The 21,295-nt window shown below is 35.9% G+C and carries 23 protein-coding genes; 16 read left to right on the top strand and 7 right to left on the bottom strand.

The annotated features are described in order from the left end of the window. The first annotated feature begins 72 nt into the window (after positions 1 to 72). Entirely contained in the window at positions 73 to 1,857 is a 1,785-nt protein-coding gene (gene uvrC / locus ACW0JX_RS21975) for an excinuclease ABC subunit C (RefSeq protein WP_000544300.1), read from the top strand. 115 nt (positions 1,858 to 1,972) lie between these two features. On the opposite strand, the gene ACW0JX_RS21970 is transcribed toward uvrC, so the two are convergent. Next, on the bottom strand, positions 1,973 to 2,422 hold the full coding sequence (locus ACW0JX_RS21970) for a YslB family protein (RefSeq protein ID WP_000042214.1): 450 nt from the start codon (positions 2,420 to 2,422) through the stop codon (positions 1,973 to 1,975). 299 nt (positions 2,423 to 2,721) lie between these two features. Here ACW0JX_RS21970 and sdhC point away from each other — a divergent pair, with 299 nt between their 5' ends. The 4 genes from sdhC (at position 2,722) to ACW0JX_RS21950 (ending at position 6,446) form a co-directional block, all read left to right on the top strand. Then, positions 2,722 to 3,348 carry a succinate dehydrogenase cytochrome B558 gene (sdhC, locus tag ACW0JX_RS21965; RefSeq protein WP_000678354.1) on the top strand — a complete coding sequence of 209 codons (627 nt, stop codon included), beginning with the start codon at positions 2,722 to 2,724 and terminating at the stop codon, positions 3,346 to 3,348. Positions 3,349 to 3,361: 13 nt separating this feature from the next. Continuing rightward, positions 3,362 to 5,155, top strand: a complete 1,794-nt coding sequence (sdhA, locus tag ACW0JX_RS21960; RefSeq protein ID WP_000676743.1) for a succinate dehydrogenase flavoprotein subunit — start codon at positions 3,362 to 3,364, stop codon at positions 5,153 to 5,155. Next, positions 5,148 to 5,909 (top strand): succinate dehydrogenase iron-sulfur subunit, encoded by a 762-nt coding sequence (gene sdhB, locus ACW0JX_RS21955; RefSeq protein ID WP_001291830.1) that lies wholly within the window; start codon positions 5,148 to 5,150, stop codon positions 5,907 to 5,909. The genes sdhA and sdhB overlap by 8 nt, the downstream gene beginning before the upstream one ends. Before the next feature lie 90 nt (positions 5,910 to 5,999). Beyond that, positions 6,000 to 6,446, top strand: a complete 447-nt coding sequence (locus tag ACW0JX_RS21950; protein WP_459245056.1) for an acyl-CoA thioesterase — start codon at positions 6,000 to 6,002, stop codon at positions 6,444 to 6,446. A 36-nt stretch (positions 6,447 to 6,482) separates the two neighbouring features. Here ACW0JX_RS21950 and ACW0JX_RS21945 read toward each other — a convergent pair whose 3' ends face one another. Further along, entirely contained in the window at positions 6,483 to 7,262 is a 780-nt protein-coding gene (locus tag ACW0JX_RS21945) for a M15 family metallopeptidase (RefSeq protein ID WP_000720211.1), read from the bottom strand. A gap of 266 nt (positions 7,263 to 7,528) precedes the next feature. On the opposite strand from ACW0JX_RS21945, the gene motA reads away from it, so the two are divergent. Further along, entirely contained in the window at positions 7,529 to 8,323 is a 795-nt protein-coding gene (motA, locus tag ACW0JX_RS21940) for a flagellar motor stator protein MotA (RefSeq protein ID WP_000344862.1), read from the top strand. Further along, positions 8,313 to 9,137: a flagellar motor protein MotB gene (gene motB, locus ACW0JX_RS21935; protein ID WP_459245055.1), complete on the top strand. Its 825-nt coding sequence runs from the start codon at positions 8,313 to 8,315 to the stop codon at positions 9,135 to 9,137. Before motA ends, motB begins: the two co-directional genes overlap by 11 nt. On the opposite strand, the gene ACW0JX_RS21930 is transcribed toward motB, so the two are convergent. After that, positions 9,070 to 9,897, bottom strand: a complete 828-nt coding sequence (locus ACW0JX_RS21930) for a 5'-nucleotidase, lipoprotein e(P4) family (protein WP_000782771.1) — start codon at positions 9,895 to 9,897, stop codon at positions 9,070 to 9,072. The genes motB and ACW0JX_RS21930 overlap by 68 nt on opposite strands. Before the next feature lie 343 nt (positions 9,898 to 10,240). Between ACW0JX_RS21930 and ACW0JX_RS21925 the strand changes: the two genes are divergently transcribed. The 3 genes from ACW0JX_RS21925 to ACW0JX_RS21915 all read left to right on the top strand — a co-directional run bounded on the left by ACW0JX_RS21925 (position 10,241) and on the right by ACW0JX_RS21915 (position 12,904). Further along, positions 10,241 to 11,125, top strand: a complete 885-nt coding sequence (locus ACW0JX_RS21925; protein ID WP_000058130.1) for an ABC transporter ATP-binding protein — start codon at positions 10,241 to 10,243, stop codon at positions 11,123 to 11,125. Between the two features lie 2 nt (positions 11,126 to 11,127). Then, the gene (locus ACW0JX_RS21920) at positions 11,128 to 12,354 is read left to right on the top strand and encodes an ABC transporter permease (protein WP_072940454.1); all 1,227 of its coding nucleotides are present in this window, start codon (positions 11,128 to 11,130) and stop codon (positions 12,352 to 12,354) included. A gap of 118 nt (positions 12,355 to 12,472) precedes the next feature. Further along, on the top strand, positions 12,473 to 12,904 hold the full coding sequence (locus ACW0JX_RS21915; RefSeq protein ID WP_000512998.1) for an Rrf2 family transcriptional regulator: 432 nt from the start codon (positions 12,473 to 12,475) through the stop codon (positions 12,902 to 12,904). Positions 12,905 to 12,963: 59 nt separating this feature from the next. On the opposite strand, the gene ACW0JX_RS21910 is transcribed toward ACW0JX_RS21915, so the two are convergent. Together ACW0JX_RS21910 and ACW0JX_RS21905 are read right to left on the bottom strand one after the other, a co-directional pair. Beyond that, complete coding sequence (locus ACW0JX_RS21910) at positions 12,964 to 13,629, bottom strand: aquaporin (RefSeq protein WP_000913213.1); 666 nt, start codon at positions 13,627 to 13,629, stop codon at positions 12,964 to 12,966. Between the two features lie 143 nt (positions 13,630 to 13,772). Continuing rightward, positions 13,773 to 14,738 (bottom strand): DMT family transporter, encoded by a 966-nt coding sequence (locus tag ACW0JX_RS21905; protein WP_069356261.1) that lies wholly within the window; start codon positions 14,736 to 14,738, stop codon positions 13,773 to 13,775. Between the two features lie 100 nt (positions 14,739 to 14,838). Between ACW0JX_RS21905 and ACW0JX_RS21900 the strand changes: the two genes are divergently transcribed. Next, a complete protein-coding gene (locus ACW0JX_RS21900) occupies positions 14,839 to 15,411 on the top strand; it encodes a helix-turn-helix domain-containing protein (protein ID WP_000661921.1) in 573 nt (190 codons plus the stop codon). A gap of 70 nt (positions 15,412 to 15,481) precedes the next feature. Here the strand turns inward: ACW0JX_RS21900 and ACW0JX_RS21895 are convergent, their stop codons facing one another. Further along, positions 15,482 to 15,667 (bottom strand): PspC domain-containing protein, encoded by a 186-nt coding sequence (locus tag ACW0JX_RS21895; protein WP_000044337.1) that lies wholly within the window; start codon positions 15,665 to 15,667, stop codon positions 15,482 to 15,484. Positions 15,668 to 15,846: 179 nt separating this feature from the next. Here ACW0JX_RS21895 and ACW0JX_RS21890 point away from each other — a divergent pair, with 179 nt between their 5' ends. The 5 genes from ACW0JX_RS21890 (at position 15,847) to ACW0JX_RS21870 (ending at position 20,507) form a co-directional block, all read left to right on the top strand. Further along, positions 15,847 to 17,088, top strand: a complete 1,242-nt coding sequence (locus tag ACW0JX_RS21890) for an amidohydrolase family protein (protein ID WP_000219588.1) — start codon at positions 15,847 to 15,849, stop codon at positions 17,086 to 17,088. Between the two features lie 98 nt (positions 17,089 to 17,186). Next, complete coding sequence (locus ACW0JX_RS21885) at positions 17,187 to 18,482, top strand: purine/pyrimidine permease (protein ID WP_078401066.1); 1,296 nt, start codon at positions 17,187 to 17,189, stop codon at positions 18,480 to 18,482. Positions 18,483 to 18,647: 165 nt separating this feature from the next. Beyond that, positions 18,648 to 18,872, top strand: coding sequence for a spore germination transcription factor GerE (gerE, locus tag ACW0JX_RS21880; protein WP_000659484.1), 225 nt, complete (start codon positions 18,648 to 18,650; stop codon positions 18,870 to 18,872). Between the two features lie 106 nt (positions 18,873 to 18,978). Continuing rightward, entirely contained in the window at positions 18,979 to 19,641 is a 663-nt protein-coding gene (locus ACW0JX_RS21875) for a type 1 glutamine amidotransferase domain-containing protein (protein ID WP_016512275.1), read from the top strand. Positions 19,642 to 19,868: 227 nt separating this feature from the next. After that, positions 19,869 to 20,507 carry a TetR/AcrR family transcriptional regulator gene (locus tag ACW0JX_RS21870; RefSeq protein WP_029443378.1) on the top strand — a complete coding sequence of 213 codons (639 nt, stop codon included), beginning with the start codon at positions 19,869 to 19,871 and terminating at the stop codon, positions 20,505 to 20,507. Between the two features lie 48 nt (positions 20,508 to 20,555). On the opposite strand, the gene ACW0JX_RS21865 is transcribed toward ACW0JX_RS21870, so the two are convergent. After that, positions 20,556 to 21,239, bottom strand: a complete 684-nt coding sequence (locus ACW0JX_RS21865; protein ID WP_089171808.1) for a type 1 glutamine amidotransferase domain-containing protein — start codon at positions 21,237 to 21,239, stop codon at positions 20,556 to 20,558. Between the last annotated feature and the right edge of the window lie 56 nt (positions 21,240 to 21,295).

Genomic DNA, 21,295 nt, shown 5'->3' with positions numbered 1-21,295 from the left:
TTGGGTGTTTGAGCATAGTATGTTTTCAAGGGAAAATAAAAATGCTAAGTATGTAGAAATGGAGGGAGACGAGTGCACGAACATTTGAAAGAGAAGTTGGCTATTTTACCAGATCAACCTGGTTGTTATTTGATGAAAGATAAGCAAGGAACGGTTATATATGTTGGAAAGGCAAAAGTGCTTAAAAATCGTGTGCGCTCGTACTTTACTGGTTCACATGATGGGAAAACACTGCGGCTTGTAGGAGAAATTGTTGATTTTGAATATATTGTAACCTCTTCGAATTTAGAAGCACTTATTTTAGAGTTAAATCTAATTAAAAAATATGATCCGAAATATAATATTCAATTAAAAGATGATAAAACATATCCTTTTATTAAAATTACGGCGGAGAAGCAACCGCGCTTACTCATTACTCGAAATGTAAAAAAGGATAAAGGAAAGTATTTTGGTCCTTATCCAAATGCACAATCTGCTCATGAAACGAAAAAATTGCTAGATCGTATGTATCCACTGCGGAAATGTACGAATATGCCAGATAAAGTTTGTTTGTATTATCATATGGGTCAATGCTTAGCGCCGTGTGTGAAAGAAGTGACGGAAGAACAAAATAAAGAAATTGTAGATGAAATTATTAAGTTTTTAAATGGTGGACATAAAGAAGTTCGTTCAGAATTAGAAGTAAAAATGTATGAGGCCTCAGAGAAACTAGAGTTTGAACGTGCAAAAGAGTTGCGTGATCAAATTGCTCATATTGATGCGATTATGGAAAAACAAAAGATGATTATGAGTGACTTAGTCGATCGTGATGTGTTTGGATATGCAGTGGATAAAGGATGGATGTGTGTTCAAGTTTTCTTCGTTCGAAAAGGAAAGCTAATTGAACGTGATGTTTCTATGTTTCCAATTTACGATGAACCAGAAGAGGGCTTTTTAACGTTTATCGGCCAATTTTATGAAAACAGTAGTCATTTTAAGCCTAAGGAAATTGTCGTTCCAGGAAGTATAGACTCGGAATTAGTAGAGCGCTTTTTAGAAGTAGAAGCGACACAGCCGAAACGTGGTAAGAAAAAAGACCTTGTAGAATTAGCAAATAAAAACGCGAAAATTGCTCTTGAAGAGAAGTTTTACTTAATTGAACGTGATGAAGAACGAACGATTAAAGCAGTAGATCATTTAGGGAAGCAGCTTGGGATTGAAACGCCGTATCGTATTGAAGCGTTTGATAACTCAAATATTCAAGGAACAAATCCTGTTTCTGCAATGATTGCTTTTATCGATGGGAAACCGGCGAAGAAAGAGTATCGAAAATATAAAATTAAAACGGTTCAAGGACCAGACGATTATGAGTCTATGAGAGAAGTTGTGAGGCGCCGTTATACAAGGGCCCTTAAAGAAAATTCACCTTTACCTGATTTGATTATTATTGATGGAGGAAAAGGCCATCTAGCGGCTGCAAGTGATATTCTAGAGAATGAGCTCGGATTATATATTCCGATGGCAGGTCTTGTGAAAGATGATAAACATAAAACCTCCCATTTAATTATTGGGGACCCACCGGAACCTGTGATGCTTGAGAGAAATAGCCAAGAATTTTATTTATTGCAGCGTATTCAAGATGAGGTGCATCGATTTGCGATTACATTCCATCGTCAATTACATGGGAAATCTGTCATTCAATCAGCATTGGATGACATTCCAGGAATAGGTGATAAACGGAAAAAGGTATTGTTAAAACATTTTGGTTCATTAAAGAAGATGAAAGAAGCTTCTATAGAGGAATTTGTCGAAGCGGGTATGCCGAAAAATGTCGCGGAGACGATTTATACGTATTTAACAGATAAGAAGACGTTGTAGTTTACAACGTCTTCTGTTTTTTGGTATAATTTCTGAAGATTTAAAATAAATGCATCTGAATGAAAATACAAAAAAGTCAACTAAACTGATATGTCTAGTTGACTGTAGGTAATGCTTACACTTCAATGAGATCTTTTATATCCCATTTTACAAGAAATGTAATAGAGTCAGAACGTTTTTTCTTTTCTTCGTATGACTCTGCAACGACGTTCCGTTGCTTTTGAATTTGTTCAGCGATGAATCCAGCTTCTAGTTGATAAGAAGAATGTCGTTTTTGTTTTTGACGTTCTGCAATGAGTGTGCCTTTAAGTTGGAACTGCATTTCACGACGCTTATGTTCAATAATGCTTAAAGTGCCCCAGCCAGCTTTTTCAAAGAACTGAATGACTTCTTCAATTGTTTCTAGCGGATATTTTCTTGCAAGGTTTCTACCAGACCAGTATAAAATACCATCTAAATCGTTGCCGATTAAATCAGGTAGTAATTCTTCACGTAGCAATTCATAAGCGAAGGCGTTCAATGAAACATCTTCTAAAGATGTTATATCGATTGTATTTTTACTCACAATATTCCCCTCTTTCTATAGGGATTATTATATAACATTTTTCATTTATAAAAACAGATTTTTCTTTAGGGAAATCTGAATATCTAAGAAGAAAAAAAGAATTGCCAAATTATATGCAAATTATGTATACGTTTTCTTGACGCTTCGACAAAAATAGGGGTAAAATGAACTTGTTATCAAATTATGCTGAAATATTTCGAATAATTTTTTCAGTTTTTCTTATGCCAATAGTGAAAAAACATTATTGTTATAAATTAATCTGAAAACAGCAGTCAAACATTCAAGGGGGTAATGGGGACATGAAAGGCCGCGAGTATACGTTTCGTAAGTGGCACTCATTAATGGGGGTCATCCCGGTTGGTGTCTTTTTGACGCAACATCTAATTGTAAACAACTTTGCAACAAGAGGAGCAGAGGCTTTTAACAAAGCTGCAGGCTTTATGGAGCTCCTTCCATTCCGGTATGCGCTAGAAATTTTCATCATCTTTTTACCGATACTGTACCATGCTATATATGGCTTATATATTGCATTTACAGCTAAGAACAATGCGGTTTCTTACGGTTATTTCCGTAACTGGATGTTCGTTTTCCAAAGAATTTCAGGTATCGTTACGCTGATTTTCATTTCTTGGCACGTCTGGGAAACTCGTATTCAAGCAATGTTAGGTAAAGAGGTAAACTATGATATGATGGCAGATATTTTAAACAATCCAGCTATGTTTGCATTCTACTTAGTTGGTGTTGTTTCAACAATTTTCCACTTTGCAAATGGACTATGGACATTCTGCATCAGCTGGGGAATTACAGTATCTCCACGTTCACAAAGAATCTCTACTTATGTAACATTAGCTATTTTCTTAGGTCTATCTTATGTAGGTGTGAGTGCATTATTAGCGTTCATCGATCCACAGCTAGCAAATCAGTAAGGAGTGGGAGAGCATGAAAGGGAAACTTATAGTAGTCGGCGGTGGCTTGGCTGGCTTAATGGCAACGATTAAAGCGGCAGAAGCAGGAGTAAATGTTGAACTGTTTTCTTTAGTACCAGTAAAACGTTCACATTCTGTATGTGCTCAGGGCGGAATTAACGGTGCCGTAAATACGAAAGGTGAAGGGGATTCTCCATGGATCCACTTTGACGATACAATTTATGGTGGGGACTTCTTAGCGAACCAACCACCAGTTAAAGCAATGTGTGAAGCAGCACCTGGTATCATTCATTTAATGGACCGTATGGGTGTTATGTTCAACCGTACGGAAGAAGGACTTCTTGATTTCCGTCGATTTGGTGGAACGCAACATCACCGTACAGCATTTGCTGGTGCAACAACTGGACAGCAATTACTTTACGCATTAGATGAGCAAGTACGTCGTCACGAAGTAGCAGGACTTGTAACGAAATATGAAGGTTGGGATTTCTTACGAGCTGTTGTTGATGATGAAGGTGTGTGCCGAGGAATCGTTGCACAAGACTTACAAACTATGGAGATTAAAAGTTTCGGAGCAGATGCCGTGATTATGGCAACAGGGGGCCCTGGTATCATTTTCGGAAAATCAACAAACTCCATTATTAATACAGGTACAGCAGCTTCTGCTGTATATCAACAAGGTGCATATTATGCAAATGGTGAGTTCATTCAAATTCACCCAACGGCAATTCCTGGAGACGATAAATTACGTCTTATGAGTGAATCTGCACGTGGTGAAGGTGGACGTGTTTGGACATATAAAGATGGTAAACCATGGTACTTCTTAGAAGAAAAATATCCGGCTTACGGAAACCTTGTACCTCGTGATATCGCAACGCGTGAAATCTTTGATGTTTGCGTAGAGCAAAAACTAGGTATTAACGGTGAAAACATGGTGTACTTAGATCTTTCTCATAAAGATCCGAAAGAACTAGATATTAAACTTGGTGGAATTATTGAAATCTATGAGAAATTTACAGGGGATGATCCTCGTAAACTACCAATGAAAATCTTCCCAGCTGTTCACTATTCAATGGGTGGACTATGGGTTGACTATAAGCAAATGACTAGTATTCCAGGTTTATTTGCAGCAGGTGAGTGTGATTATTCTATGCACGGTGGTAACCGCCTTGGTGCAAACTCACTATTATCAGCAATTTACGGTGGTATGGTAGCAGGACCAAACGCAATTGAATATATGAAAGGTCTTTCTAAATCATCAGATGCTGTTTCATCTACTGTATATGAGCAAAATGAATTAATCGAAACAGAGAAATTTAACAATATTTTAACGATGGATGGTAATGAAAATGCATATGTTCTTCATAAAGAGCTTGGAGAATGGATGACAGATAACGTTACAGTAGTTCGTGAAAATAAAAAGTTATTAGAAACAGATGCGAAAATTGAAGAGTTAATGGATCGTTACAAACGTATTAACATTAACGATACAGCGAGATGGAGTAACCAAGGTGCTTCATTTACACGTCAACTTGCAAATATGTTTGAGTTAGCACGTGTTATTACAATTGGCGCATATAACCGTAATGAGAGCCGCGGGGCGCATTACAAACCTGAATTCCCAAATCGTGATGATGCAAACTTCTTAAAAACTACTATGGCAAAATTTGAAGGAGAAGGAAATGCACCAGCATTCCATTACGAAGACGTTGATGTTTCATTAATTAAACCACGTAAACGTGATTATTCTTCAAAACATGATGTAGCTGCTAAGGGTGAAGAGAAGGGGGATAAACAACATGTCTGAGAAAACAATCCGCCTCATCATTACGAGACAAGATGGACCAGATGCACAAGAGTTTGACCAAGAGTTTGAAATTCCATATCGTCCTAATATGAATATTATTTCGGCGCTTATGGAAATTCGTCGTAATCCTGTTGATTCAAAAGGAAACCAAACAACTCCGATCGCATGGGATATGAACTGCTTAGAGGAAGTATGCGGTGCATGTTCGATGGTTATTAACGGAAAGCCACGTCAATCATGTACGGCTCTTATTGACCAATTAGAACAGCCAATTCGCTTAAAGCCGATGAAGACATTCCCAGTTGTACGTGATTTACAAGTTGACCGCAGTCGCATGTTTAATGCTCTAAAACGCGTTAAAGCTTGGATTCCAATTGATGGTACGTATGACTTAGGTCCAGGACCAAGAATGCCTGAGAAAAAGCGTCAATGGGCTTATGAGCTTTCAAAATGTATGACATGTGGTGTTTGCTTAGAATCATGTCCAAACGTAAACAGTAAGTCTGACTTTATTGGACCAGCGCCGTTATCACAAGCTCGTTTATTCAACTCACATCCAACGGGTGAAATGCATAAAGCAGATCGCTTACGTGCAATTATGGGAGATGGAGGACTAGCAAACTGTGGTAACTCTCAAAACTGTGTGCAATCATGTCCGAAGGGTATTCCTTTAACAACTTCAATTGCGGCATTAAACCGTGATACAACAATTCAATCGTTCAAAGATTTCTTTGGTAGCGATAATAACTATTAATAAATAATGCCTCTTCATTTTGAAGGGGCAATATTTATAACTGTATTTTTCAGTTTATTCTGTTTTTTTTGGTAGGAAGGGGAGATAGCGTTGAAGAGAATTTCTTATATTGAAGACTTCGAGAAATGGGAAAGTGGTTTTTCATTTTACAATCCTGTAAAGGTTCGTTTTGGTGAAGTAGATATGTTTGGACATGTAAATAATGTCGTTGCTTTTACTTATTTTGAAGAAGCTCGTATCGCGTTGTTTAAAGAACTTGGATTTATGCAAGAGTGGACACATGCATCATCAGAAACGATGATCGTTGTTGCGGATTTACAATGTAATTTTATTAAGCAAATATATTTTGATGAACAGTTGAAGGTGTATGTAAAGGCAGGATCGGTTGGGAACTCTTCTTTAGATCTACATTATATGGTGAAGAATGCAGAAGGAGAGGTTTGTTTAGTAGGTCGTGGAATGATGGTTCAAGCGTCGAAAACAACAGGAAGAGGCGAACCATGGCCTGAAGAATGGAAGAAGAAATTACTACAATGATAGAGTGAAAGAAAAATAAGAGAGCAATTTGCTCTCTTATTTTTTGTCTTCCATCGCTTCTTCTAATGTTAAGTGATGTTTATATAGGTATGTAGCGTATGGATTACCAACGTAGCGTAAGTGCCATGGTTCATATGCATATTCTGTTGTATCTGTTTTATCTTCTAAGTAACGAATGACAAAGCCGAATTCATGAGCGTGTTCCGCGACCCATTTTCCTTCTGCTGTCTCCCCGAAAATAGGCTCTAATTGAAATTTAGCTGTTTTTGAACTAATATCCATTGCTAAACCCGTTTGGTGTTCACTCGTACCAGGAATTGCGCTTACTGAATTAGCCTCAGCTTTTCCTTGACGCCTAACGTATGTATCATGCAACGATTTTTGGCGTTTGTATGAACGATAACCAGATACAGCTGTAAGATCAAGCCCTTCTTTTTTCGCAGCTTTAAACATGTTTTCAAGTGCCTCTGCAGCATCTTTGCGTAGCAATGTTTTTTCTTTATCTTTTGGACTAGCAAATGGTACGTTTGGTCTCGTTAAGTCTTCAGGAATGTATCCATCTGGTAGTTTTCGATGTTTATTAATTAAGACAAGATTAGATTTTGGATTTGTTACAACTGAAAAGTTATTGTCTATTTTCTTTGCATTATGATCAGCTTTTGGAAAAGCAGGAATCTCTTCTTTTGGGTGGTTAGTATGTTTTTGACTTTCGACAGCTTTCGCTTCATTATGTAGTGGTGATTTAGAACCAAAGTAAGTGAAAGATGTGATACCGATTACAATAGTAGTGGCAGAAATAATTATTATCTTTTTCATAATGCCTTGTAATCACAGTCCCTTCTTAATAAAATGTGTATCGTTTTTTTATTATAAGTCTAGTTTGTTGGAAAAGGAATATAAGAGTCATAACGTAATAGAAATGCAAAGAAAATGTCAGAAAATGTGTGAATTTGTAGTATTTTTTTATATAATTCATTTCTTATCTTTCATGAATTGCATTTTTTATGTAATATATATACATAAGAAGATGTAGCGATTATCGAGAATAAAGAACTTCTTGTATAGACTAGGAGTGAATGGGAATGGATTTTGCAACAATTATTGGACTTGTTTTAGGATTTTTAGCAGTGGTAGTAGGGATGGTCGTCAAGGGCGCTGACGTAACAGCCTTATTAAATCCTGCCGCAGCATTAATTATTTTTATCGGTACATTTGCTGCAGTATGTATTGCATTTCCGATGAATCAACTAAAAAGGGTTCCAAAACTATTTAAAGTTCTTTTTGGTTCAAATAAAAAGGATTTAAGTTATGAACAGTTGCTAGAATTATTTGTTCATTGGACATCTGAAAGTAGAAAATACGGTATTTTGTCTTTAGAGCAACAATTAGACAAAATTCAAGATGAATTTCTTTTGCGCGGTATGAAATTTGTGATTGATGGCGTATCCGCAGAAGATTTAGAGCAGATTTTGGAATCTGAATTAGAGGCAATTGAAGAAAGACATGCAAAGGGAGCTGCTATTTTTTCACAAGCTGGTACGTATGCACCGACATTAGGAGTTTTAGGTGCTGTTATCGGTCTTGTAGCTGCGCTTGGTAACTTAACTGATATTGAAAAGTTAGGTCATGCTATTTCGGGTGCGTTTATTGCAACGATTTTTGGTATTTTTTCAGGTTATGTATTATGGCATCCATTTGCAAATAAGTTAAAGCAAAAATCTTCAGCTGAAATTGAGAAAAAACGTTTAATCATTGATTGTTTATTAATGTTACAAGAAGGTACATATCCGTTTATTATGAAGAACCGCATTTTAGGTGCACTTTCTGCAACTGAGCGTAAAAAGCTAGAAAAAGGAGCAGAAAAAAATGCGGAGTAAGAAAAATAGAAGAGGCAAAAAGAAAAAACATGATGAGCATATCGATGAAACGTGGTTAATTCCATATTCTGATATGTTAACGTTGTTATTTGCATTGTTTATCGTTTTATTCGCAATGAGTAGTATAGATGCTGCGAAGTTTAAACAGATGGCAGTTGCTTTTCGAAGTGAATTAGCTGGGGGAACAGGTAACAAAGAATTTTTAAGTGATCAAAAGCCAAATGAGGAAAAAGAATTATCAGCAAGTAGCCTTGAGGCAGAACAAGCAAAAAAACAAGAAGAAGCTAGAGCTAAAGAAAAAAAAGAGATGGATGAATTGAAAGCATTACAAAAAAAGATTGATCAATATATTAATGAAAAACAATTATCCTCTTCTTTTCAAACTAAATTAACTGAAAAGGGATTAATGGTGACAATATTAGAAAATATACTGTTTGATTCGGGGAAAGCAGATGTGAAATTAGAATCTTTAGGGATTGCGAAAGAGATGTCTAGCTTACTTGTTTCAGCGTCACCTCGTGAAATTACAGTATCGGGTCATACGGATAATGTCCCTATTGCCAATGCGCAGTTTGCGTCGAATTGGGAATTAAGTACGCAGCGGGCAGTTAATTTTATGCAAGTATTACTGCAAAATAAAGAATTACAACCAGAAAAATTTAGCGCGATTGGATACGGAGAATACCGTTCAATTGCTCCAAACGATACACAAGAAGGAAAGGCAAAGAATAGACGTGTGGAAGTGTTTATTTTACTTCAAATGATTTTAAGTTGTCGCGACGGATTTTATCTTTTTCTGCATCTGATTTTTTGAAATCATAATCATATAAAGCGCCTTCCCAATCGCCATACATTGGATTCGGGAAAATAATGAATTTCTCACCAAATTGTGCTTTTGAATCTTCTACTGTTTGGTTACGATCTTTTACAGATTTTCCATCAAAACCTGTGAAATCAGATAAGTTATCACCGAAGAATAAGACAATATCATGGGTTTGAGAAACGAGTTCACGGCGTTTTTCTTTTCCTTTTTCTTTCGGATCTTGTAGTAATATATGTTCTTTCGTTGCTTGAGGAGCACCTACACGCTCAAGATTTTTAATTGTTGCATCTAGTTGGTTCGTTTTACGATTTGAGATGTAGTAAATATCTACACCTTTAGACTCTGTATATTTTAAGAAATCAATTGCGCCTGGAAGGGCTTCAGCCTCAGCTTTATTAATCCAATCATCCCATTTGTAAGGATAGCCTTTGCCTGTTTTTACGCTCATTGCTTGATGAGGACTGTTATCTAAAACAGTTTCGTCTAAATCAAGTACGATAGCAGGTTTTTTCTCTGTCCCTTTTGCAAGAACTGCATCAAGCTTTAATTGACCGATATTGTACCCTTGGTAGTAAAGTGCTTTCGTTTCGCCAGCTGTTTGATACCATAAATCAGCCATTAATTGCTGTTCTGTTAATTTTACTTTCTCTTCTTTCGCCACTGTTTTCTCTGGTGTTCCTGAACATGCTACAAGTGATGTAGATAGAACCGCTACAGATAATAGAGTGGTAATGCCCCTCTTCATCTTCATATGTACCCTCCTTGATGTTAGAAAATCATTTTATATTATATATTAAAATATAATATTTTTATATGAACATTTGCATATTGTCTTTTGTATATATAGTAGTATGTCCTATATTAGAAAGATGAGCAAAATAATAATAGTTATTTTGACAAGTTTTATTGTCGTAATGACAATTATAATTGACAAAAAGAGTTTTGTTATTTACAATTTTAACTAAATAGAACAAATGATGGATTAATGACGGTGTTTACATATAAGAGGATGAAGTGTAGTGCTATATTTTTTCTTGAATAAACATAGTCTTTGAAAGAGAGTACGAATGATACTAAAGGGGAGGCTTTATACTTTGAGTTTACAAATTCAAAACTTAACGAAACAATTTGGGGAATCAAAAGCAGTTAACGGTTTGCAAATTTCGTTACCAAAAGGTGAAGTACTAGGATTACTTGGACGAAATGGTGCAGGGAAAACAACAACAATCAAAATGCTTCTCGGATTATTAACGCCTAATGAAGGTACGATTACGTGGGATGGAAAAGCATTTGGGGATAGTGGCGTAACAATTGGGTATTTACCAGAAGAAAGAGGTTTATATACAAAAAGTAGAGTAATAGATCAGTTGCGATATTTTGGTAGATTAGAAGGAATGTCGAAGAAAGAAGTAGATCAAGCTATTGATCATTGGTTAGAGCGTTTAGCGATACCAGAATATAAATTTAAAACGGCTGGAGAGCTTTCAAAAGGGAATCAGCAAAAAATCCAATTAATTGCTGCTCTTCTTCATAATCCGGAACTTCTCATTTTAGATGAACCATTCAGCGGCCTTGATCCAGTTAACGCCGGGATGTTAGCTAGTATTATTGAAGAACAAGTACAGAGCGGAAAGACGATTATTTTATCAAGTCATCGTATGGAACAAGTAGAGGCTTTTTGCCAACATGTATGTATTTTGAAAAAAGGTGAAGCAGTCGTAAAAGGACAGCTAAGTGATATTAAGAAAGAATACGGTTTCCGTAATTTAACGATTGAAGATACAGTAGAGAATGAAAAGGGATTAGAAGCTATACATGTATCGTATGAAAAACAACAAGGCCTTCTTTATGTGAAAGTACAAGACGATGCGGAAGCTCTCAAGATTTTGCAACAGTTGCAAGAGCAAGGTGTTAGCTTACGACAATTTAAAATGTTAGAGCCGACGTTAAATGAAATCTTTGTAGAGAGGGCGAAATAACGATGCGTAAATTTTCTCACGTATTTTCATTTTATTTTAGGGAAGCATTTTTATCTAAAAAATCATTAATTACGAGCGCGATTTTATTTTTAGTTGTGTTTGGGATTTTTGCATTTAATCATTTTACTTCAGGCGATGATAAAAATAAGGATAAAGATAAAATTGCAGTTGTAGTAGAGAGTTCCACATATAAAGTACAAAAAGATGAGCTAAATAAGCTATTGCCATCAGCAAAAATAACACTTGGTTCAAAGGATGATTTTGATAAACTGCATAAGCAAGTAGAAGAAGGCGATTTAGATGGTCTATTCCATGTGACGGAAAAGGGTGGGGCTCCATCGATTACATATATGTATAATGGATTTCCAAGCCAAGCAACTTCTGCAATTATGGCAGGATATTTAAAGCAACAATATACGATGGTGACAATTGCCAAAAATAATGTTTCACCAGAAATTGCACAGCAATTACAAACAGAAATTCAAGTAAAGCAAGAAGCGATAAAAGATCGTACATCTTCTTTCGGAATTGCCTATTTCTTTACATTTGCTTTATATATGTTTATTGTAGCGTTCGGAAATACAATCGCAATGAATATTGCATCTGAGAAGGCGTCACGTGTAATGGAAGTAATGCTTCCGAAAGTGAAACCTCTTACGATGATGTATGCGAAAATTTTAGCGGTTGTTTCAACGGCTTTATTGCAACTTGTCATATTGGCGTGTGGTTATCTTATTCCATATTTGTTAGGTTGGGTCGATTTAGAAAGTGCCTCACTATTGGGTATTCCAATTGACTTTACGAAATTAGATGCAAAGGTTGTAAGCATGTTTCTTGTTTATTTCATTACGGGATATTTACTTTATGCAATGATGTATGCTGCTGCTGGAGCTGTCGTGTCTAAGACGGAGGATTTACAAGCTGTATCTTTCCCGGTAATGATTTTAATTATGGCTGCATTCTTCATTAGTATTAAATCATTAAGTGATCCGAATAGTACTATCGTTGTTGTAAGTTCTTACGTTCCATTTTTTACACCGATGGTTACCTTCTCACGTATTGTAGCTGGTGAAGCAGGTATGCTAGAAATTACGATAACATTAGCAGTCTTATTGGCGACAATTGCGATATTAAATGCTGTTACAAGCCGCATTTACGTAAATGGCGTAATGAATTACTCAGATAAAGTGAAATTTAAAGATTTAGCGAAATTTATAAAGCGTCAATAATGAGAGAAAAGCATGATTTCCTATTGAAATCATGCTTTTTCTTTATGTATAAATTAAAAATAGTATATAATAATAAGAGTCGTCTTTTAATAGAATGAATAAAAAGGAGGGTGTGCAGATGGGGATTAGTAGTCGTTTTACAGTAGGTGTTCATATGCTGACATTACTTGCGATAGATCGAAACTCTCGCTGTACCTCTGAATGGATTGCCGGTAGTGTGAATACAAATCCAGTTGTGATTCGTCGCATTACAGGAATGTTGAAGAGAGCAGGACTTGTTGATGTACAAGCTGGTAAAGGTGGTACGACACTTGCTCGAGATTTAGAAGAAATTACATTACTTGATGTATATAAAGCAGTGGAAGTTGTAGAAGAAGGACAGCTATTTTCCTTCCATGAAAATCCCAACATTGAATGTCCAGTAGGAGCTAATATTCAATCAGTATTAGAAATTATTTTAATGCAAGCGCAAGAAGCGATGGAAAACGTGCTTGCAAATGTAACGGTAGATCAATTAGTTACAAATTTAAAGTCTAAAATGAAAGAATAAAAAAGCGAGCTTCCTCATAATGAGGGCTCGCTTTTTTTTATTCAGAAATATTGAAAATTCTATTTTTCAGTATTTAAAATGAATTTACCTACGATAGCTGCGAAGATACCACCAAGAATTGGTGCTACGATGAATACCCATAGTTGAGAAAGTGCTTCTCCACCAACAAATAAAGCTGGTGCGATACTACGAGCTGGGTTAACAGATGTTCCAGTTAACGGAATTCCTAATAAGTGGATTAAAACTAATGTGAAACCAATTACTAGTCCAGCTAAAGAAGAACTTCCTTTTTTACCTGTTACAGCGACGATAACTAAAATAAATACGAAAGTTAAAATGAACTCAACTAAAAATGCTCCAGATAAACCAAGAGTTCCGAAACCATTTTGTCCTAAATTATCTAAAGGTGTTTTAGCAGATTTTAAAATTGTTACTAACGTTGCAGTTCCTAATAAACCACCTAAAATTTGAGCTAATACATAATAACAAAGTTCCATAGCGTTCATGCGTTTGTTGATGAACATAGCTACTGATACTGCTGGGTTAATGTGACATCCAGAAATTGTTCCGATGCTATATGCCATAGCTACAATAGATAAGCCGAAAGCCATAGCGATTCCTAATGTTCCAATTCCTTCGATTCCGCCGCCAGTGACAGCTACTCCAGTTCCGAATAATACAAGTACAAAGGTACCAATAAATTCAGCGATTGCTTTTTTTAACATAATTTACCTCCTATTAATGCGCATGAAACGTATTATAACATACGTTTTAGTATAAACAGCCAATGAAATACTATTCTGATAAGGCGAAATAGGGGGACAATAAAAAAGAGTATGGTTCATCTCTATAGAACCATACTCTTTTTTTATGCTGATTTTTTCTGTTTAACGGCTGGAATAGATCGGTTTAAAATACTATTTGCAACCATTCCTAACATAATAATAATCATTCCAAGTAGGGAAAGCCCGCCAGGAAACGAACCATTCAAGAAAACAATTTCTCCAAGTACGGTAAAGACCATCGTTCCAGCTTGTGTTGCTTCAACAGCTCCAAGTAAAGCCAGGTTATCTTTTGCTAAGTCAGTAGCAAAGAAAAATGTCATCGTTGCAATAACGCCGGAACATAATGCTAACAAAAATCCTTGAAGCATTTGGCTAGATGTTGGAATACCCGTAGTAGAAAATCCGTATACACCAAGCAAAATTGTTATAGGAAGACTTCCAATTGCCATTCCTAATACACGTTGGAACGTATCAAGGCGTCCGCCAACAAGCTCCATCATTTTTCGGTTACCGAACGGATATAAGAAAGCGGCTAATACGACAGGTAAAAAACCTGAAATGAACTGAGTCATTGTAATATGGCCTGCGGCAGTTGCTTGCATACAAATTACACCAAGTAAAATAAATAAAGCAACATATAAGCTACGAAGTGGAATTTTTCCACGTACAAGTTTCGTACCTGATTTTGTTTCTATTTTCACAAAAAATAGTGGTGATAGTAGTAAACCAGCTAAAATCGTAACTTGCCAAGTTCCAGCAACGAGCCAAGCTGGAGAAAAGACAGCTGCGAAACTTAATAAAGAATAAAAACCAATACCGGCAACAGAACCCCATCCGATCCACGCCAATGGATGTTTTTTTAACTCTTCCCATAATCCCCTAAAGTTTTTGCGAAATAAAACGATAAGGAATAAAATAGGGAGAGCAAATAAAAAACGGAAGGAAGCTGTCCAAGCCCAGCTCGTTCCAGATACATTCATTGCTCTATTAATAATAAAGGTTGCAGAAAAAAAGGCCGATGATAAAAGACCTAATAAAATTGCGCGCATGAAGTATAGCACTCCTTTCGAAAATAAATAATTATGTATAGTATGATATACTTTAATTGAATAAAAGTAAACTATTTTATACTTTGAGGTGGTTTTATATATGAAAGAAAATGAAGATATGCAAACGAAAGAAGTCATTCAACAAGTTGGACAGTTATTGAGACAAATTCGAAATGAACAGAAATTAAGTTTAGAAGAATTAGCTCATAAAACAGGAGTTAGTAAATTAACATTAGGAAAGATCGAAAGAGGGGAAACAAATCCGACGCTAGCTGTCATTTGGAAAATAACGAAAGGGTTATCAATTCCTTTATCTAGATTAATGGTTTTTGGAGAACCGGTAGCCGTTGCGCGCTGTGGAGAAGGATTTGCAGTAGATGTAGGACAAGCATGGCATTTAGAAACGATGTTCCGTTATACGAAAGAAACAGGGATGGAAATGCACCGTGCTTGTTTACGATCAAATAGTATATATGAACCAGAAGCTCATCATGAAGGTGCGATTGAGCTTGTAACGGTAATGAAAGGGAAAGTGTCTATTCAAGTGGAGAATGATGTATATGAATTAAATGAGTTTGATTCCATTCAATTTGAAGCGAATAAGAAGCATATTTATAAAAATGAAGAAGAAGAAGTGGCGGTATTACATTTAACGATGAAATATTCTTCATGAAAAAATCCCCTATAGAAAAATCTATAGGGGATTTTGTATACACTATGCTCAAATATATGAAAGAATGTTATTAGTAAGAGCGTGGCATAAGTAATAAACAAATAAAATAAACTAAAAACCCCGTCCCAAAACATAAAACTGCAATGACCCAAAGTATGCGAATGAGAGTAGAGCTAATATCAAAATATTCTCCTAAACCACCGCATATACCAAATAGCATTTTATCAGTTTCGGATTTACATAATCTTTTTGACATCTTCCAATACACTCCTTTTTATAGCAAACTCTATACTTCTATTCTATATGGAAATCTATGAGGAGACTATGAGGTTGTATGACATTTTTTTAGGGAACAGTCATATTAATTGTCTTAATTTTCAGTTGATATTAAAATTATAGTAAGAGGTACTTTTAATAAAGGGTGGGGAAATAGAGATGACGGTATATTGGTTGACTAATGTAACGCTTGAATCGGGGTATACATATGAAGAGGGGAGAATTTCAAAAACAGAAACAGAGTTATGTAGTTTACTTATTGAAGAGGGACGAATTAAAAAAATTATAGCAGGGACTGTTCAAGAGGAAGGGGTACTCATTCTTGATGCTAATCGTTTATTAATTTTGCCCGCTTTCGAAGAGATGCATATTCACATTGATAAGACATATTATAGTGGTCCTTGGAAAGCTTGTATGCCAGCAGAAAGTATTTTTACACGTTTTAATGAAGAAGAAAAAATTTTACCAAAGCAATTAGCGACTGCCCAAAATAGAGCGGAAAATATGCTAGAGTTACTACTGCAAAATGGTGCAACGAATATTAGAACGCATTGTAATGTTGATCCAATTATTGGGCTTGGTAATTTGGAGGCGACGTTAGCGGCATTAGAAACATATAAAAATCGAGTGTCTAGTAGAATTGTTGCGTTTCCGCAACATGGATTATTGCGCAGTAATTCTGTGCAACTCGTGAAAGATGCGATGCGTATGGGTGCTCATCTAGTCGGAGGCGTAGATCCAGCTACAGTGGATAATGACATTGAAAAATCATTACATACAATTATGGATATCGCAGTAGAATTTAATGCGGATGTTGATATTCATTTGCATGATGCGAATAATCTTGGAACATTTACGATGAAGAGATTGGCAAGTTTAACAGAAGAAGCAGGATGGCAAGGTCGTGTAACAATTAGTCATGCACTTGGACTTGGTGGTGTTACTGATAAAGAGGCTGAAGAAGTGGCAGAAAGACTCGCAAATGTAAATATTGATATTACTTCAACGGTACCAATTGGTAAACAAGTAATCCCAATTCCGTTATTAGATAAAAAAGGTGTTAAGGTTTCATTAGGAAATGATAGTATTACAGATCATTGGTCACCGTTTGGAACAGGTGATATGCTTCAAAAGGCGAATCGATTAGCAGAGCGTTTTGGGTGGAGTGACGAAAGGTCTTTAGGAAAAGCACTTCGCTTTATTACAGGAGGAAAAGAAACGTTAAATAATGAAGGGAAGCGAGTATGGCCGAATGTAGGGGATGAAGCGAGTTTTGTTTTGACAAATGCGACATGCGCTGCTGAAGCAGTAGCGCGTCAAACAGAAAAACGTTTAGTCGTGTATAAAGGAAATATTGTTGTTGGAAGTTTAAATGAGGTGGAATTAAATAATCTTGTGTAGAAGAATCGTTTAAATATTTTGAGGGGGGTTCTAATGGTAAGTCTAGAACTCTTCTTTTTTATTCTTACAGTATATTTTTTATAGGAAAGCTAGAAGGGATGAAAATTTTGGACAATCAACATAACCAAAATCATATTATGGGAACTTTGCAATGGTTTATATTTTTATTAGCAAATTCAATCGCACTACCAATTGTCGTTGGCGGATTATTTCATCTTACGACGGAAGAAATATTTTATTTAATGCAGCGTACGTTTTTTGTAGTTGGTATATCTTCTTTTTTACAAGGCTGGCTTGGGCATAGACTGCCAATTGCGGATGGGCCGGCTGGATCTTGGGTTGGTGTATTTACCGTGCTTGCTTATGCAACGGCCGGACAGGATCAATTACATAGTACACTGCAAATTTTAGAATTAGGAATGATAATCTCCGGTGTTATTTTAATAGGATTAGGAGTAACTGGTTTTATAGGACGTATTTTATTTTTATTTACGCCGCTTGTGACAGGGACGTTTTTACTTTTATTATGTTTACAATTAAGTGGTGTATTTTTAAAAGGAATGTTAGGGATTACAGCTACTATTTCTCAAATTGACGGATTTACAGCAATGATCGCGTTTAGTATATTTTTGTTCGTTATTATACTATCTAATTTCGGAAAAGGCTTTGTCAAAAGTTATGCAGTTTTAATAGGATTAATTAGTGGGTGGATTATTTTTCTCATTGCAGGAAAAGTGACAATCCCATCTCAAGTAACTCATTTTGTGCAACTTCCACATATATTTGCTTGGGGACTTCCAAAATGGAATACAGGTATGGCTGTATCAAGTTTCGTTATGGTATGTATTTTAGTTTCGAATACGGTGGCAGCTATTATAGCAATTAATCAAGCAACTATTCATAAAGCGACTATTGAACAAAAACAGTTGAAAGCTGGAACATGGGTTGGGGGGATTTCACATATCATCTCTTCTGTATTTTCAACTGTAGGTGTCGTTCCGTTACCAGCAACGGCAGGATTTATACGTTTAACAAAACAAAAGTATATACGATCGTTCTTAATGGCATGTGCGTTACTAGTCGTAATGTCTCTTTTTCCAAGTATTATTCGTTACTTAGCATCTTTACCATCTGCCGTCGCATCGGCTGTTTTAATGGCTTCGTTCGTACAGTTAATTGGAATTGGATTTAATAATATAAAACAAGTGCCGATGAGTGAAAGGAATGTAACGATTTTAGGCGTTGCAGTATTATTTGGCAGCGGCGTTATGTTTTTACCGTCTGGAGCACTCCAATCCTTGCCGTCTGTTATGCAATATATATTCGGTAATGGTTTATTTGTAGGTACGGTTGTAAGTATATTGCTAGAACAAATATGGCGCGTTGGAAAGTAAGTGGATAAAAAGAGTGTACGCACTGTATAAAAGTCTAAAATAACATAGGAAATAAAGCCCATTTTCATTCACCACCTGCACATTTCGTTCATACAATATCTTGACTAAATAAACACCCAACTTACACATACACAGCTCTGGCTTAAGCAAGGAGGGTTATACCAGTTGAAGGAAAAAGCGTATCAATCTAAACCTTTACTCACAAAGAGAGAAAGAGAAGTATTTGAATTACTGGTTCAAGATAAAACAACGAAGGAAATTGCAGGTGAACTTTTTATAAGTGAAAAGACAGTTCGCAACCACATCTCAAACGCAATGCAAAAGCTAGGGGTTAAAGGACGTTCACAAGCAGTTGTGGAGCTTCTTCGTATGGGAGAGCTCGAACTATAAGAAAGCAGCCGACTTTATACAAAGAGTCGGCTATTTTTTTGTTTGCTTCACTTGCTATATGAATGATAAGAACACTCCATACATAAATAGGTAATAAGGAGGGGATATGTTGAAAAGGATACTGTTAGTTTCAACAAGTGCTCATGATATGAATGGACACCCGACGGGTTTGTGGCTTGAAGAGCTCGCAGCTCCTTATCATTTATTTAAAAAGGCTAAGTTTGATGTTGATATTGTGTCAATAAAAGGCGGGAGAGTACCTATAGATAGAGTGTCTATTCCGAATGGTATACCTCGCGAATTCAAGCATGTAGCTTCTTTATTACAAAATACGAGGCCGATTTCAAATGTTCATTTCTCGGATTATGATGCGGTTTTATTTGGTGGTGGGCACGGGGCGATTGTAGATTTTCCAGGCAATCCATATGTAGCAAATTTGATTGAGAATATGTATAACAATAACCGGATTGTAGCGGCTGTTTGTCACGGAGTAAGCTCCTTAGTCGGTGTGAAAAATAAGGATAGCTCGTTTTTTGTTGCCGGTAAGCGTATAACAGGTTATACAAACGATGAAGAAAAAGCTGTACATTTAGAAAAGCGCGTTCCGTTTTTGTTAGAAAGTAAGTTGAAAGAAGAAGGAGCTTTGTTTTATGTAGCGCCTAATTTTACGCCGCATGTGGTAGTAGATGGGCATTTAATTACAGGGCAAAATCCACAGTCTAGCGTGGAAATAGGTAAGGCTATAAAAAGGGCTGTAAATAAATTATAGAAAAAGTACCCGCTACTAACAAAGGTAGTGGGTATTTTTATCCTAAAATTCCCCCCTCAAAATTGGTTTGTAACTGTCCAGTTGGTGATAATGGATTCTAGTTCTCTATGTATAGTATATGAAAATGTAATAAACTAAAAAAGCATAATGAGTATAATAACTTCATTTATAATCATTCGTGAATTTGCTATACTATTTTGTATGGACAAAAGGGGAGGCTCTTTTAAATGAGAAAAGTCGCATGTGCAAATACTTATATTAATAAAATAAAGCCCGTTATTAGAAAGACGAGTTTTAGCCAATTGAAAATAGATGAAATTGCGAAATATATGGATATTAGTAAAGCTACTTTATATAAACGTTTTTCTTCGAAAGATGAAATTATTGAGGCGGTAGTAGAGGATTTTATGAATTATCTACTCGAAGGTGATGCGGACAATCAAGATGAAAGCATGTCTTTTGCAGAACGTTTCCAAAAGACGTTTATCCACTCTTTAAAATGTGTGACATATATTTCGGATGTTTTTTTGCAAGATTTGAAAGAAGCATATCCGCATTTGTCAGATCAATTAGTCGCTGCGCAACAAAATCGTAATCATAATTTGCAAATGTTTTTTGAAGCGGGTATGGAACAAGGTTATTTTAATAAAATGAATGCACAATTATTTATGGTACAAGATGATGTGATGTTACGACGTATTATAGATCATTCTTTTTGTATTCAGTACGATATTACTTTAAAGAAAGCGATACTTGATTTTTATCAATTAAAGAAGTATCAACTTTTTAAACCAGAGTATATAGAAGCAATTGATGATTCTGAAATTGAAAAAGAAGTTATTGCTATTTTGCAAATGATTTCGTAAAAAAGCAGATCTCCCTTAATAGAGGAGAATCTGCTTTTTTAGTACATATTATTTTTGCAACTGTTTTAATACTAATTCGGCTACTAGACCACCTGAAGCTGGGTTTTGACCAGTGATAACACGATTATCTTCTAGAGCATAAGCTTCCCAAGGCTGTGCAGCTTTTTCGTAAAGTCCTCCATTTTTAATGAGTTCATCTTCTGTTAAAAATGGAACGAATTGATCTAATTCAGCTAATTTTTCTTCTTCATTTGAAAAGCCTGTTACCTTCTTACCGCTAATTAAACGATCCCCATTGCTTAATGTAATATGAAATAAACCAGCAGCTCCATGACAAACCGAAGAAACAATTCCGCCGTTTTCATAAATATTGCGGCTAATATTTTGAAGTTCTTTATTTTCTGGGAAGTCCCAAATAACCCCGTGGCCACCTGCGTAATAAATAACAGCGTAGTCTTCTGGATTCACTTCACTTGGTTTCATTGCAGAACCGAGGCGATTCATAAACTCTTTCTTTTGATACCATTCCCAATCGATACTCTCCGCCATTGCTAAACTATGTGGATCAATTGGTGTATAACCGCCTTGTGGACTGACGTAATCAACTTCGTAACCCGCTTCTTCTACTTTTTTTACGAAATGTACAGCTTCACCAAGCCAAAGTCCGGTAGCCCTATTTAAATTTGGGTATTTTTCTACGCTTGTTAATACAACTAACATTTTTCTCTTCATCATAATCCTCCTATAATGTCTCTTCTATATAAAAGTTCTGTATGCGTTTCATTTTA

The organism is Bacillus sp. C-3-6, assembly GCF_054509685.1.
The sequence above is the reverse complement of the archived record's forward strand: the minus strand, read 5'-3'. Positions and strand labels throughout refer to the sequence as shown.